Annotated in this window: 13 protein-coding genes; 2 read left to right on the top strand and 11 right to left on the bottom strand. The window is 76.2% G+C overall.

The window, feature by feature from the left end:
• Positions 1-2: 2 nt before the first annotated feature.
• From C8D89_RS12105 to menD, 11 genes are all read right to left on the bottom strand, one after another.
• A complete protein-coding gene (locus tag C8D89_RS12105) occupies positions 3-368 on the bottom strand; it encodes an NADH-quinone oxidoreductase subunit A (protein WP_116708363.1) in 366 nt (121 codons plus the stop codon).
• Positions 369-531: 163 nt separating this feature from the next.
• Entirely contained in the window at positions 532-1,881 is a 1,350-nt protein-coding gene (locus C8D89_RS12100) for a geranylgeranyl reductase family protein (protein ID WP_243418043.1), read from the bottom strand.
• Positions 1,882-2,141: 260 nt separating this feature from the next.
• The gene (locus C8D89_RS12095) at positions 2,142-2,861 is read right to left on the bottom strand and encodes a demethylmenaquinone methyltransferase (protein ID WP_116708361.1); all 720 of its coding nucleotides are present in this window, start codon (positions 2,859-2,861) and stop codon (positions 2,142-2,144) included.
• Entirely contained in the window at positions 2,858-3,469 is a 612-nt protein-coding gene (locus C8D89_RS12090) for a DUF3592 domain-containing protein (RefSeq protein ID WP_133251890.1), read from the bottom strand. The genes C8D89_RS12095 and C8D89_RS12090 overlap by 4 nt, the downstream gene beginning before the upstream one ends.
• Positions 3,466-4,020: a monovalent cation/H(+) antiporter subunit G gene (gene mnhG / locus C8D89_RS12085; protein ID WP_243418042.1), complete on the bottom strand. Its 555-nt coding sequence runs from the start codon at positions 4,018-4,020 to the stop codon at positions 3,466-3,468. The genes C8D89_RS12090 and mnhG overlap by 4 nt, the downstream gene beginning before the upstream one ends.
• On the bottom strand, positions 4,017-4,301 hold the full coding sequence (locus tag C8D89_RS12080) for a monovalent cation/H+ antiporter complex subunit F (RefSeq protein ID WP_207787186.1): 285 nt from the start codon (positions 4,299-4,301) through the stop codon (positions 4,017-4,019). The genes mnhG and C8D89_RS12080 overlap by 4 nt, the downstream gene beginning before the upstream one ends.
• Positions 4,298-4,876, bottom strand: a complete 579-nt coding sequence (locus C8D89_RS12075; protein WP_116708359.1) for a Na+/H+ antiporter subunit E — start codon at positions 4,874-4,876, stop codon at positions 4,298-4,300. The genes C8D89_RS12080 and C8D89_RS12075 overlap by 4 nt, the downstream gene beginning before the upstream one ends.
• A complete protein-coding gene (locus tag C8D89_RS12070) occupies positions 4,873-6,705 on the bottom strand; it encodes a Na+/H+ antiporter subunit D (RefSeq protein WP_116708358.1) in 1,833 nt (610 codons plus the stop codon). Before C8D89_RS12070 ends, C8D89_RS12075 begins: the two co-directional genes overlap by 4 nt.
• Positions 6,702-7,223, bottom strand: coding sequence for a Na(+)/H(+) antiporter subunit C (locus C8D89_RS12065; RefSeq protein WP_116708357.1), 522 nt, complete (start codon positions 7,221-7,223; stop codon positions 6,702-6,704). Before C8D89_RS12065 ends, C8D89_RS12070 begins: the two co-directional genes overlap by 4 nt.
• Positions 7,220-10,081: a Na+/H+ antiporter subunit A gene (locus C8D89_RS12060; protein WP_116708356.1), complete on the bottom strand. Its 2,862-nt coding sequence runs from the start codon at positions 10,079-10,081 to the stop codon at positions 7,220-7,222. Before C8D89_RS12060 ends, C8D89_RS12065 begins: the two co-directional genes overlap by 4 nt.
• An 83-nt stretch (positions 10,082-10,164) precedes the next feature.
• The gene (menD, locus tag C8D89_RS12055; protein ID WP_116708355.1) at positions 10,165-11,964 is read right to left on the bottom strand and encodes a 2-succinyl-5-enolpyruvyl-6-hydroxy-3-cyclohexene-1-carboxylic-acid synthase; all 1,800 of its coding nucleotides are present in this window, start codon (positions 11,962-11,964) and stop codon (positions 10,165-10,167) included.
• A gap of 413 nt (positions 11,965-12,377) precedes the next feature.
• Between menD and C8D89_RS12050 the strand changes: the two genes are divergently transcribed.
• Both C8D89_RS12050 and C8D89_RS12045 read left to right on the top strand, forming a co-directional pair.
• Positions 12,378-13,640, top strand: a complete 1,263-nt coding sequence (locus C8D89_RS12050; protein ID WP_116708354.1) for a hypothetical protein — start codon at positions 12,378-12,380, stop codon at positions 13,638-13,640.
• Between the two features lie 21 nt (positions 13,641-13,661).
• Positions 13,662-14,534 carry a 1,4-dihydroxy-2-naphthoate polyprenyltransferase gene (locus C8D89_RS12045; protein WP_116708353.1) on the top strand — a complete coding sequence of 291 codons (873 nt, stop codon included), beginning with the start codon at positions 13,662-13,664 and terminating at the stop codon, positions 14,532-14,534.
• The last annotated feature ends 33 nt before the right edge of the window (positions 14,535-14,567 follow it).

Here is a 14,567-nt window from a genome sequence, read left to right as displayed (position 1 = left end):
GTCTAGCTCCAGTCCAGCCCGCCGCGGCGCCACTCGTAGGCGTAGGCGAGCACGATGGGCGCGAGGAACACCAGCACCACCACGAGGCCGTAGAGGCCGAGCGCGTCGATGTTCACCGCGTAGGGGTAGAGGAAGACGATCTCGACGTCGAAGAGGATGAACATCATCGCGGTGAGGTAGTACGCCACCGGGATGCGGCCGCCGCCGGCGATCGGCTGGGGCGACGGCTCGATGCCGCACTCGTAGGAGTCGAGCTTCGCGCGGTTGTAGCGACGCGGACCCACCAGCGGGGCCACCGCCACGGAGAACAGCCCGAACGCGGCGGCGAGCGCGAACATGACGACCAGCGGGACGTAGGGGTCCAGCATCGCCGTCTCCTTTCCTCCCGGGAGCGTCGGGGATCACGTGGTGGAGCGACCCGCGAGCGGGGCCGTGCAGTGGATCACGCCAGACGGGCGGGCACGACCCTAATGAGGCCGGACGGAGCAGCCCGTGGGCAGGGCGCCCTTACCCGTGCTGGCCGGAGGCGGCTCAGGCCGCCACGATGCCCTCCTTCCGTGTGGCCGTCCCGCGGGGCGCGTCGTCCCGCAGCGGCGGCACGAGCCGCAGCGCGAGGTCGAGGGCGCGGTCGCCCGCGCTCCCGTCCCGCCCGTCGGACAGGCCGGCGAACAGCTTGAGCGCGGCGCCCATCAGCCGGTGCCGGGGCAGCCCGAGACGCAGCGCGTGGTGCATGAACCGGGGCCGACCGAGCGCGCCGGCCGCGCGGTTGCCCACCCGGTACCACCGGCCCAGCTCGTGCCGGACCGCCGCGGGGTAACCGGCGAGCGCGCGCTCGCGGCTCGGCCCCTCGGGGCGCGCCATGGCCTGCACGACGCACTCGGCGGCCAGGGCCGCGGACTGCATCGCGTACGCGATGCCCTCGCCGCTGAACGGGTTGACCATGCCGCCCGCGTCACCGACGAGCACCAGACCGTCGCGGTAGATCGGGGTGCGGGACAGGCCCATGGGCAGGGCCGCGCCGCCGATCGGCCCGGTGGCGTTCTCCTCGATCAGCCCCCACTCCGGCGGCAGGCCGTGGGTCCACGAGCGCAGCAGCGCCCGGTAGTCGCGGCGGTCGCCCTGCCGCGTGGCGAGGACCCCGAGCCCGACGTTGGCCGTTCCGTCGCCCATGCCGAAGACCCAGCCGTAGCCGCCGTGCAGGTCGGGGCCGACGCCCGGGCGGTCGTGGAGGCCGAGGTGGGTCTCGAGGTAGTCGTCGTCGTGGCGCGGGCTGGTGTAGTAGCGGCGCACGGCGACGCCGAGCGGGCGGTCGTCGCGCTTGCCGATGCCGACGGACAGCGCCGTGCGGGCGCCGACGCCGTCGCAGGCGACGACGAGCGGGGCGCGGTACGTCGCCGGCGTGCGCTCCGGCCCGCGGCGCGCCGCGACGCCGGTGACGCGGCCGGTGCGCTCGTCGACCGTGGCGCCGGAGACCGAGACGCCCTCCTCGACGCGCGCGCCGGCGGCCCGGGCGTGGTCGGCGAGCATCTGGTCGAAGTCGCGGCGGGGACGCACGAGGCCGTAGCCGGGGAAGCTCGTGAGCTCGGGCCAGTCGAGCTCGAGGACCGACCCGCCGCCGACGACGCGCAGCCCGCGCTGGTGGCGCCAGCCGGCCTCCTCGCGGGTGTCGACGCCGAGGTCGACGAGCTGCTTCACGCCCCGCGGGGTGACGCCGTCACCGCACACCTTCTCGCGGGGGAACGTCGCCTTCTCCAGCACGACGACGTCGAGGCCGGCGCGCGCCAGGTACGTCGCGACCGTCGACCCCGACGGACCCGCGCCCACGACGACGACGTCGGCGTCGGTGTCGGGGCTGCGGCGCGCTCCGGTGGTGGCGGACACGGGCGGACGGCTCCTTGTGAAAGCGTTCACTAGCTCGGCACCGAGGAGTCTAGGAGCCGTGGAGCGTGATCGCCCGCTCAGGGTGGTTTGGAGGGCGCGGCCAGCGGCCACCTGATGAGGTTCCGCGTCGCGAGCGGGGTCGGCGCGGGCGCCTCTCGGCGTGTCGCACGAGCGAGGGTGTGGCGATCCTGGCGTTGAACGCCAGCAAAGCCGCATTGCTCGCACACCCCGTGTGCGACTCGGCTCGGGCTGGCGTCGGGTCAGGTGGGGCGGGTGGCGGTGTGGAGGGCGACGATGCCGCCGGTGAGGTCGCGCCACGCCACCGAGCGCCAGCCGGCGGCGGCGATGCGGTCCGCGAGAGCGGCCTGGTCGGGCCAGGCCCGGATCGACTCGGCGAGGTAGACGTAGGCGTCGGGGTTCGAGCTGACCGCGCGGGCGACGCGGGGCAGGGCCCGCATCAGGTAGTCGGTGTACGCGCGGCGGAACGGCGCCCAGGTCGGCCGGGAGAACTCGCAGACCGCGAGCGTGCCGCCGGGGCGGGTGACGCGGGCGAACTCGGCGAGCGCGGCGTCGGGGTCGACGGTGTTCCGCAGGCCGAACGAGATCACCACGGCGTCCACCGACGCGTCGCGCAGCGGCAGGTGCAGCGCGTCGGCGGCCACGAACGGCACCGGGCTCGACCCCGTGCGGGCCACGAGCCGCGAGCGCCCGGTGCGCAGCATCCCGAGGGAGAAGTCCGTCGCCAGGCAGCGGGCGCCGCTGCGGGCGAGCTCGACGGTGGAGACGCCGGTGCCGGCGGCGACGTCGAGCACCGTGTCGCCCGGGCCGACGGCGAGGGCGGCGCGGGTGGCGCGGCGCCAGCGCACGTCCTGGGCGAACGACAGCACGGTGTTGGTGACGTCGTAGCGGGCGGCGACGCCGTCGAACATGCGCGCGACGGCGTGCGGATCGCGGTCGAGCTGCGCGCGGGTGCCCGTCATCGCGGCGCGGCCCCCGCCATCTCCGGCTCGCCGCCCTCGCGCTCGTCGGACGTCGCGGTGTCGGTGCCGGCGTCGGTGCCGGATCCGGTCTGCCACCGCGCCGCCGCAGCCGTCAGCCGGCGCCGGTGACGACGCCGGGCCAGCGCCCAGGCCGTCGCCCCCACCACCGTCCACAGCCCGAGCGCACCGAGGGCCACCGGCACGAGGCCCTGGGTCCACGTGCGCCCGGCGACGCGGACGAGCTCGGGGTCGGTGCGGTCGTACTCGACCCGCACCAGCTGGCCGGGTTCGAGACCCAGCGGGTAGAACACGCCCTTCTCCGGCGTCAGCACCGCGCCCTCGTCGGTGGTGAAGCGGACGAACACGTGGGGGCGTGAGCCGCCCTCGAGGACCTCGCCGATCGCCCGGCCCGTGGCCGCGTCGATGTGCGCGTCGTTGCGGGCGGCGCCGACGAGGACGAGGGCCAGCAGGACGGTGATCACCACCCCGACGCCGACGACGATCTCGGGAGCACGCCGCCCGGCGGGGCGCAGCATGGCCACGGCCTCGTCGAGGACCGGCCGGATCCGCTCGCGGGCTCGACGAGCCGCCTCGCGCAGGCCTGTCATTCGCCCGAGTCTAGGGACCCGCCCGGGGACGAGCCGTTCCGCCCGTCGCGGCTGCGCCCGGCGGCCCGCTGCGGGCGGTGGGCCGAACCCGCGCCGGCCCGGTCGCCGCGGCCCTCCGCCCCGTCGTCCCCGTCCTCGTCGGTCTCCGGGCTGTCCGGTCCCGGGTCGGTCTCGTCGGCGCTGTCGACGAGCTCGTCGACGTGCAGGAGGTCGCTGCGCACCCCGTCACCGCGGTGGGCGAGCCGGCCGACGACGTGGGCGGTGACCGGCGCGGTGACGAGCTGGAACGCCCCGACGAGCACGAGCATCCACACGTCGACGCTGGTGCGCAGGTGCAGCGCACCGCCGATCACCACGAGCAGCAGGCCCAGGACCTGCGGCTTCGTCGCCGCGTGCATGCGGCTCAGGACGTCGGGCAGCGAGAGCAGGCCGACCGAGGCGACGAGCGTCAGCACGGCGCCGAGCACGATGCTCACCGTGCCGACGGCGTCGAGGACGACACCCAGCGTGCCGTCCGGGTCGGGCGGGGGCGCCGCGCGCAGCGCGCTCACCGTCCCGTTCCCCGCCGCACGAACCGCGCCACGGTCGTCGACCCCAGGAAGCCGACGAGGCTGATCGCGACCACCACCGGCACCAGCGACGAGTCACCGGTCAGGGCGATGTAGACGACGAGGCCGACGAGGAACTCGGCGACGAGCACGTCGAGCGCGACGAGCCGGTCGAGTCCCGAGGGACCGCGCAGCAGCCGCACGGCGACGAGCGCCGCCGAGAGCCCGAGCACGACCAGCACGACGCCGAGGACGGTGTCGAGCAGGGCGGGGAGCGAGCTCACACGGTCTCCTCGGTGTGCGGTGCCGTGGGCCGCCCGAGGGCGGCGACGAGGTCGGCCTCGAGCCGGGCGACCCGAGCGCGGAACGCCGCCACCGCGGCGTCGTCGTCGGCGTCGAGCACGTGCGCGTAGATGGTGCGCTGCTCGGGACGGGCCTCGATGACCACGCTGCCGGGGACGAGCGAGAGCATCTCGACGATCATCGCCATCACGAACTCCGACGACGACGCGAGCCGGACGGCGATGACTGAGCTGCGGATCTCCGGCCCGGGCCGCACCGCCTGCAGCGACTGCACGGCGACCTGCACGCTCGAGACGGCGAGGTCGGCGGCGAAGCGGGCCACCAGGCGCAGCGCCGCGAGCGGACGCACCCACCCGCGCCCGGGCGCCGGCGGCAGCGGGAACAGCGTGAGCACCACGAGCGCGACGACCAGCCCGCCGAGCACGTTGGCCCACGAGAAGGTGCCCCACAGCAGCACCCAGACCAGCACGAGCCACACCACCGGCACCGCGCGGCGCAGCAGGCCGGCCGTGTCGGGCGGGGCAGGGCCCTGAGCGTCGGTCCCCGGCTCGTTCATCGCGACACCCGGTTGTCCACGGTCTGGGCGAACACGGCCTGGATGTAGGGCGTGCGGGCGACGAGGTCGTCGGCGGCCTGGTCGGCGACGGCGTAGAGCGGCCCGGCCACGACGGTCAGCGCCACGCCGACGGCCACGAGCGCGCCGGTGGCCGCGGCCATCACGCGGGGCAGCCGGGGCGACACCTGCCCACCGGGGGCACCGAGGAACCGCCCGCTGAGGGCGGGCGCGCCGTCGGCGGGCGCGAGGCGGGCGACCGGCCAGTCGACCTCCGCGCCGGTGTTGGCGTCCTGGCCGGCCAGCGTCCGGGCCGTGCCGGGGCGCACGGCGGTCATCGCCCCGCCCCGGGGCGACGGCGCGCCCGGCAGCCCGGCGCGCGCCTCCCCGGCGTCCTCGGGGTGGGCCGCGTCCCGCTCGTCCTCCTCGTCCGGGTCGACCGGCGACTCGTCCTCCTGCTCGCTCTCCGGCGTCTCGGCCACGGGGACCTGCTCGGCGGGCCGCCAGAAGGCCAGCACCCACACCTTGGTGACCGCGTAGAGCGTCAGCAGGCTGGTGAGCACCGAGACCACGACGAGCACCCACGCCAGCACCGCACCGTCGGCGACGCCGGCCTGCAGCAGCCCGAGCTTGCCGACGAACCCCGACAGCGGCGGGATGCCCCCGAGGTTCACCGCCGGCACGAACCACAGGATCGCGAGCAGCGGCGAGGCGCGGGCCAGCCCGCCGAGGCGGGTGACCGACGTCGAGCCCCCGACTCCCTCGACCAGTCCGACGACGCAGAACAGCGTCGCCTGCACGGTGATGTGGTGGACGACGTAGAACACCGCACCGCCCACGCCGAGCGGGGTCGCCAGCGCGATCCCGAAGATCATGTAGCCGATGTGGCTGACCAATGTGAACGACAGGACGCGCTTGATGTCGGACTGGGCGATCGCGCCCAGCGCGCCCACGAGCATGGTCAGCGCGGCGGCCACCAGCAGGATCGTGTGGGCCACCTCGGAGCCGGGGAAGAGCAGCAGCTCGGTGCGGATGATCGAGTAGACGCCGACCTTGGTGAGCAGGCCCGCGAACACCGCCGTGACCGGCGCCGCGGCCGTCGGGTAGCTGTCGGGCAGCCAGGCCGAGAGCGGGAACACCGCGGCCTTGATGCCGAACGCGGTGAGCAGCACGAGGTGGATGGCGAGCGCCGTCCCCGGGGACACGTCGGCCATCCGCACCGAGATCTGCGCCAGGTTGAGCGTGCCCACCGCGGCGTAGACCAGCGCGATGCCGACGAGGAAGATCAGCGACGACACCACGTTGACGATCACGTAGGTCACACCCGCGCGCACCCGGGAGCGGCTCCCGCCCAGGGTCAGGAGCACGTAGCTGGCCACGAGCAGGACCTCGAAGCCGACGTAGAGGTTGAACAGGTCGCCGGAGAGGAACGCGTTGGCGACGCCCGCCGCGAGCACGAGGTAGGTCGGGTGGAAGATCGTGATCGGGGTGGCCTCGTCGCGGTCGTAGACGCCCTGCCCGATGGCGTAGACCAGCACGGCCAGGGTCACCGACATCGACGTGAGCAGCATCAGCGCCGACAGCGGGTCGACGACGAGCGTGATGCCCAGCGGCACCGGCCACGAGCCGAGGGTGATGACGATCGGCCCGGACCGCGCCGCCGCCACCAGCAGCAGCGCGGCGATGACGACCACGGCCGCGAGCACGGTGACGCTCGTGATGCGCTGCAGCGTCGGGCGCCGGGAGAGCACGAGCGTGGCCCCCGCGCCGAGAAGGGGCAGCAGCACCGGCAGCGGGATGATCGTCGCGAGCAACGTGGAGCCGGGGTTCACCGCTCGCCCTCCCCGCTCGTGGCACCGGCACGGGCGGGGTCGGGGCCCGACTCCGTGTCGGTGCCCCCGGCCGCGCCACCGACGTCGTCCTCGGGGTCGGTGTCGGCCACGTTCTCGCAGCCGGTGGTGTCCAGCTCCTCCTCGTCCTCCTGCTCGCCGCGGAGCAGGCGCCGGCGCACCGAACGGTCCTCGACGTCCTCGGTCAGGTCGTCCTCCCGCTCCAGGGTCCAGGTGCGGTGGATCAGCGCGAGGAGGAACGCCGTGACGCCCAGGGTGATGACGATGGCCGTGAGCACCAGGGCCTGGACGAGCGCGTCGCTCATCTCCGCGTCCGGCGCCCGGCCCACCAGTGGCGCGGCCCCGGTCGGCCCGCCGGAGACGATCACCAGGATGTTGGTGGCGTTCCCGAGCACCAGGACGCCCAGCAGGATGCGGGTCAGGCTGCGCTCGAGGATGAGGTAGACCCCGGTGGTGTAGAGCACGCCGACGAGCGCGAGCAGCACGATCGGTGACGTCACGACGGGACCTCCTGCCTGCGCGCGACCTCCGTGACCCGGGCCCGCCGCCGGTCCAGCTCGGCGCCGAGGCTGCGCAGCACGTCGAGGACGAGGCCGACGACGATGAGGTACACGCCCACGTCGAAGATCAGCGACGTCACGAACTTGACGTTGCCCAGGACCGGGACGTAGCCCTCGATCACCGCGGACTGCAGGACCTCGCCGCCCAGCAGCAGCGCCCCGATCCCGGTGCCGCCCGCGCAGAGCAGCCCCAGGCCGAGCAGGAGGCCCGCATCGACGGGGACGGCCTCGCCGAGCTCGTGGCGGCCGCCCGCCACGTAGCGGACCACGAGCGCGAGCCCCGCGACGAGGCCGCCGGCGAACCCCCCGCCCGGCGCGTTGTGGCCGGCGAACAGGAAGTAGAGCGAGACGACCATCATCGTCGGGAAGACCAGGCGGGCGACCACCTCGAGGAGGAGCACCCGGTCGCCGTCGTTCCGGCGCGCGGACCGCAGCCAGCCCCCGGCCCGCGTCGACGGCGTCACCACCGGCTGCACCTCGCTGCGGGGCGGGACGCCCGAGCGGCGGTGCAGGAACACCAGGCTCGCCACCCCCGTGGCCGCGGCGACGATCACGGACAGCTCGCCCATCGTGTCCCAGGCCCGGATGTCGACCAGCGTCACGTTGACGACGTTCTGGCCGGCCCCGAAGCCGTAGGCCTGGGCGGGGAACGCCGCGGACACCGGCGGCGCCTGGCGCGCGGCCAGCGCGACCGCGCCGAGGCCGGTCATCAGCACCCCGACCGGGACCGCGACCAGCAGGCGGCGGGCGCGCTCCCGGGGCGTGTGCCGGTCGGAGATGTCGCGCGGCAGGGTGCGCAGCACGAGCACCACGACGACGAGCGTCGCCGTCTCGACGAGCGCCTGGGTGAGGGCGACGTCCGGCGCCCCCGCGAGCGCGAAGATCAGGGCGGTGGCGTAGCCGAGCCCGCCGACGACGATCACCGCGCCGAGCCGGCGACGCACCCGGGTGGCGACGATCGCGCACGCCGCCCCGATGACGGCCGCGAGCACCTGGAACGGGGAGTCGGCGAGGCGGTCCACGCGGATCGCGCCGAGGTCCGCGGCGAGGAGCAGCGCCGCGCCCGGACCGAGCACGAGGACCACGAAGATCACGGTGAGCATCCACGACAGCGAGCCGCGCTGGGTGGACACCGTGACCCGCAGCGCGGCGTTCTCCAGCGCGTGGATCACCCCGCGCCACGTGATCTCCGCCCGGACCGGCGCCAGCGGGTGGCGCGCGGTGAGGAGGTCGCTCACGCGGGGCAGGCCCACGACGAGGCCGAGGGCCACCGCGAGCACCGAGAGCCCGAGGGCCGTGCCGATCGAGGGCACGACCTTCAGCTCGAGCAGCACGGGGTAGCTCGCCGGCAGGGTGTCGGCGTAGGCGACCAGCAGCGGCGCGAGGAACGCGACGCCGACGCCGGCGGCGAGGCCCGCCCCGGCGAGGACGACCGGTGCGGTCGGGAAGAGCACGCCGGCCGGGCGCCACTCGACGGGCTCGACGCCCGGCTTGCGCCAGAACGCGCCCCAGACGAACCGGGCGCTGTAGCCGACCGTGAGGACCGAGCCGAGCACGACCAGGACGAGCAGCGGGACCGCCGCCGCGCCGTAGGCCTCGTGCAGGAAGGCCTCGAACGCGCCCTCCTTGGTCACGAAACCCAGCAGCGGTGGCAGCCCGGCCATCGACGAGGCCCCGAGCACGCCCGCGGTCGCGAGCACCGGGGCGCGCCGGCCCAGTCCCGAGAGCTCGCGCAGGTCGCGGGTGCCCGCGCGGCGGTCGATGACGCCGACCACGAGGAACAGGCACGCCTTGAACAGCGCGTGGGCGACCACGAGGCCGACCGCGGCCAGCGCCGCGTCCCGGGTGCCGGCACCGGCGAGCAGGATCATGAGGCCGAGCTGGGAGACCGTGCCGTGGGCCAGGACGAGCTTGAGGTCGTGCTGGCGCAGCGCCTGCACCCCGCCGAGCAGCATCGTCGTCACCGCGGCGGCGGCGACGAGGGGGCGCCAGGGCTCGACGTCGGCGAGGCCGGGCGCGAGGCGCAGGACGAGGTAGACGCCGGCCTTCACCATCGCCGCGGCGTGCAGGTAGGCGCTGACCGGGGTCGGGGCGGCCATCGCCGAGGGCAGCCAGAAGTGGAACGGCACGAGCGCCGACTTGGTGATCGCGCCCACCAGCACGCAGACGACGCCCGCCGTGATCGCGGCCGAGGTCGCCGCCGGGCCGGTGAAGTACGCGACCAGCCCGGAGAGCCGGCTCGTCCCGGCCGCCTGGGCGAGCACGACCAGCCCGACGAGCATGGTCAGCCCGCCGGCGGCGGTGACCACGAGCGCCTGCACCGCGGCGGCGCGGCTCGCCCTCTTGTGGGAGTCCTGGCCCACGAGCAGGAACGAGAAGACGGTCGTGAGCTCCCAGCACACGTACAGCACGAAGACGTCGTCGGACCAGACGAGCGCGAGCATGGCGCCGGCGAAGGCCGTGAGGACCGCCGCGAACCGGCCCATCCCGCGCGCCCCGGGCGGGAAGTAGCGCGTGCAGTAGACCAGCACGAGCGCACCGACCCCGGTGACCAGCAGGGACACGGTGGCGGCGAGGGGGTCGAGGCGCAGCGCGAGGTCGACGCCGAGCACCGGGATCCACGGCAGCACCTCGGTCGGCGCCGCGCCGGCGAGCACGGCGGGGAGCTGCAGGACGATCCAGACGACGGCCGCGGCGGGCACGACGGCCAGCAGCGCGAAGGCGCGTCGGTCGAGGGCCCGGACGAGGGCGGGCGCGGCGAGCGCCGCGAGGGCGTGCGCCGCCACCAGCACCAGCACCCGCTGCGCTCCTCTCGTCCCGCCCGGCGTCCGGCACCAGTGTCCCGGACGAGCCGTGGTGGCCGCGTGCGGTGACGGTCAGGTCACTGCCGGGTCTCGGGTCCGTCCGTCCCCTCGGCGAGCGCCGCGCGGACCGCGGCGCTGGTCCGCTCGCCCGCCGACCGGCGCTCGGCGCGGTCGACGGCGACCTCGACGACGCGGATCCCGGGCCGTCCCACCGGGGCGAGCGCGGTGGGCAGCTCGTCGAGCGCGGCACGGCGGTGCGGCACGCGGTGGGCCGAGCACAGGGCGGCGAGGTCGGTGCCGTGCGGGGTGCCGAAGACCCGCTCGAAGGCGGCCGCGTACCGGGGCGCGCCCTGCTCGAGGGTGGTGAAGATGCCGCCGCCGTCGTCGTTGGCGACCACGATCGTCAGCTCGCCGCGGGGTTCCTCCGGCCCGAGCAGCAGACCGTTCGTGTCGTGCAGGAATGTCAGGTCGCCGAGCAGCGCGTACGTCGGCCCGGGGTGGGCGAGCGAGACGCCGACGGCCAGCGACACCGCGCCGTCGATGCCCGAGACGCCGCGCGCGGAGAGCACGGTGACGTCGGCGCGCGGGGTCGCGGCCAGCGCGACGTCACGGATCGGGGCCGACGCGCCGACCACGACGTGCGCGCCCGACGGCAGGGCGGCGACGGTCGCGGCGGCCAGGGCGGGGCCGGTGCCCCGACGATCGGTCGAGCCCCGGGTGCGCTCCCCCGCGGCGGCGCCCGCCGCCGTGACGGCGCCGGCGACGACCGCGGACACCCGGTCGTCGGCCTCGGCCCAGGCCCGCGCGAAGTCGGGGTCGGGCTTCCAGTCGTCGGGCGGGGGGAGCGCGCCGACCGCGGTGACCGCGCCCGCGACGTCGGTCCACCCCGGGCGCGGGCGGCCACCGGTCGGGGCCACCGAGGGCACGGCGAGCACGGTGACGCACGGGTCGGCGAGCAGGCGCGACACCGCGCGGTGCAGGGTCGGGCGCCCGAGGACCACGACCTGCTCGGGGCGCAGGTCGTCGCGCAGACCGTCGAGCGCGGCGGGCAGCACCCAGGTCCCCGCGCGCAGCGCCCGCCCGCCGGCCGGGTCCGACCACAGCGGCGACGTCGGCTCGGCGAGCACGGGCACGCCGTCGGGCAGCCGCGTCGCGTCCGGGACGGGGGTGCCGCCGTACCCGGCGACGACGAGCGTGCGCGCCCCGGGACGCGGGGACAGCGGGGCGAGCGCCGAGGCCGGGGGCGCGGCCGTCGTACGGGTCCACGGGGCGCCGTCGGCGCGGCCCGACAGCGCCGGGTCCGGCTCGGGCGGCGCGTGGTCGGTCGGGTCGAGCAGCGGCTCGCGCAACGGCACGTTCAGCTGCACCGGCCCGGGGTCGCCGCCGCTGGTGCCCGCCGCGCGGTCGAGGGCGCGCGCCACCACCGCCCGCCAGGTGCGGGCGGCGCCCGGACGGTCCTCGGCCAGCGGCATCACCACCGTCGCCCGGACCGCGGCGCCGAAGATTCCCACCTGGTCGATCGTCTGGTTGGCCCCGCTGCCCACGAGCTCGACGGGACGGTCGGCGCTGACGACCAGCAGGCCCACGCCGGCGCGGGAGGCCTCGAGGACCGCGGGGTGCAGGTTCGCGACGGCGGTACCCGAGGTCACGACCACCGGCACGATCCGTCCGGACACCGCGCCCAGCCCGACGGCGAGGAACCCCGCGCCACGCTCGTCGATGCGCACGTGCAGCCGCAGCCGGCCCTCCCGGTCGGCGGCGTGGAGGGCCACCAGCAGCGGCGCGTTGCGCGAACCCGGGCAGGCGACGGCGTCGGTGACCCCCGCGCGCACCCACTCGTCGACGACGACGTGGGCCTGCGCCGTCGAGGGGGTCACGACCCGAGTATGGAGACGTCGCGGCCGCTCAGCCCGCTGGGAGGACGCGGGTCACCTCGTCCTGCCCGGTCGCGCGGGCGGCGCAGCCTCACCCCGCGTGGCTGCCGGGGACCGGCGGTGGTCGCCGCCCGGTCTGCGACGCTCACGCCGAGGTCGCCTCCGACCCCCGCTGCTCCCCCACAGGAGCACCGGGGGTCCCGTGCGTCTGCACCACGCACGGCGGGAGGTCGAGCCGACGCGCCGGACGGGGGGCGAAACGCTCGACCGGATGACACGCCATCGAGCGGATCCCGCACCGGACCGGCACCGCGCCCGGGGACCGCACCGTTGGCGGCGACGTGCACACCGACACGGCTGGACCTCACCCGTCCCCGCGCCCGGCGGACGGCGTCGCGGGCCGGCGGACGCGACGGGTGGGTCTCGTCGTGGCCACGGCCGCGCTCGCCGTCGCCCTGACCGCCACGACCACCGCCGCCACCATCCCGGCACGGGCCGAGCCCGGCCCGCCGCCGACGGCCCCGACGCCCGCGGCCGCCGCCGCCGCCGAGGGACCCCAACGCTGGGTGCCGCCGCTGGCCGGGACGACCACCGGCGTCAAGGTCGTCGAGGGCACGGCGCGCCTGAGCACGACCCGGGACGGCACCGAGACCGGGCCGGCCGCCCTGCGCGGCGCCCAGCGCCAGGGCCTGCTCGACCTCGGCGCCCACCGGTTCGCGACCCCCGTGAACCGCATCGACGCCCCGGTGACCGGCGACGTGCCGCCCGGCTCCGCGGTGGCCGTCGACGTGCGCGGGCAGGGCGCGGACGGGCAGTGGAGCGAGTGGGTCCCCGCCGAGCCCGGCGCGCCGGCGATGCTGCCCGAGCCGACGCGCACCGTGGCGGTGCGCCTCGCCCTCGTCGCACCCACGGGGTCGGCCGGGCCCACGGTGCGCGGGCTCGAGGTGCTCGCCGACGCGGTCCCGACCGGGCCGCGCACCGTCGAGCCGCGCGCGAGCTACCGGGTGTTCGCCACGCGCGAGGGCCTCGTCGGCGGCACCACCGCCAACGGGCACCGGATCGTGCCCCACGACCAGTTCGTCGCCCTCCCCTCGCGCCGCGCCCTCTCGCCCCGGGGCCGCGGGGACTACAGCGTGCGCGTCTGCACCGACGCCGGGCGCTGCGCCACCGTGCCCGTCTGGGACGTCGGGCCGTGGAACACCACCGACGACTACTGGAACCCGCCCGCGCAGCGGCAGTCGTGGAAGGACCTGCCCCAGGGCCGCCCGCAGGCCCAGGCCGCGTTCGAGGACGAGTACAACGGCGGCCGGGACGGCTTCGGCCGGCAGGTGAAGAACGGCGCGGGCATCGATCTCGCCGACGGCACCTTCTGGGGCCTGGGCCTGCGCGACAACGCGTTCGTCACCGTCGACTACCTCTGGACCGCTCGCGGCGGGGCCCTCGGCCGCGCGGTCACCGGCGGTGCCGGGCCCGTGATCGAACGGGCGACGCCCGACGCGGCGGGCGTCGACTCCGGGCTGGTGGGCGACGGCGCGCAGGTGGAGCTGCAGTGCCAGGTCGTCGGCACGCCCGTCACCGGGAGCCAGGGCACGAGCAACCTCTGGCTGCGCACACGACCCGACCGCTACGTGCCCGCGGCCTCCATCCAGGGCGCGCCGCCGCTGCCGCCCTGCGCCTAGCCGGCACTAGGCTCGCGGGGCGTGGCGACGGTGACGGAGTGGGTGGAGGGGGCTCGGCCGCGCACGCTGCCCACCGCGGTCGCGCCGGTCCTCGCGGGCACCGGGGCGGCCGCCGGGGTCGGCGGCTTCGACCCCCTGGCCGCGGTGCTGGCCCTCGTCGTGTCCGTGTCGCTCGTCGTGGGGGTCAACTACGCGAACGACTACTCCGACGGCGTGCGCGGCACCGACGACGACCGCGTGGGGCCGCTGCGCCTCGTCGGGTCGGGCGCGGCCCAGCCCTACAAGGTCAAGCGGGCGGCGATGCTCTGCCTCGGGCTCGCCGCGGCGGCCGGCGTCGCGCTCTCGCTCTACAGCGGCTACTGGTGGCTGATCGTCGTCGGCGCGGTCTGCCTGCTCGGCGCGTGGTTCTACACCGGCGGCTCGCGGCCCTACGGCTACCGCGGGCTGGGCGAGGTCGCGGTGTTCGTGTTCTTCGGGCCCGTCGCCGTGCTGGGCACCGAGTACGTGCAGACGGGCCGGGCCAGCGGGCTCGGGATCGGGGCGTCGGTGGGCGTGGGCCTGCTGGCGTGCGCGGTGCTCGTGGCGAACAACCTGCGCGACGTCGGCTCCGACGCCGAGACGGGCAAGCGCACGCTGGCGGTGGTGCTCGGCGACCGGGACACCCGCGTGCTCTACGCCGCGCTCGTCGTCGTGCCGCTGGGCATGACGCTGGTGCTCAGCCTGCGCGCGTGGGGCGCGTTGCTGGGACTGCTGGCCCTGATCCTGCTCGTGCCCGGGCTGCGCCGGGTCCTCTCGGGGGCGACGGGTCCGCAGCTGATCCCGGTGCTGCGCGACACCGCGCTCGGGCTGCTCGTGTGGGGGGCGGCGACGGCGCTGGGGCTGGCGCTGACGTGAGGGTCACCGCACCCGGGGCGCGTCCGTCGCCGG

Origin of the sequence: Actinomycetospora cinnamomea, from assembly GCF_003096675.1 — a bacterium.
Classification (GTDB): domain Bacteria; phylum Actinomycetota; class Actinomycetes; order Mycobacteriales; family Pseudonocardiaceae; genus Actinomycetospora; species Actinomycetospora cinnamomea.
Note: the sequence above shows the minus strand (reverse complement) of the source record. Positions and strands in the feature narration are given on the sequence as shown.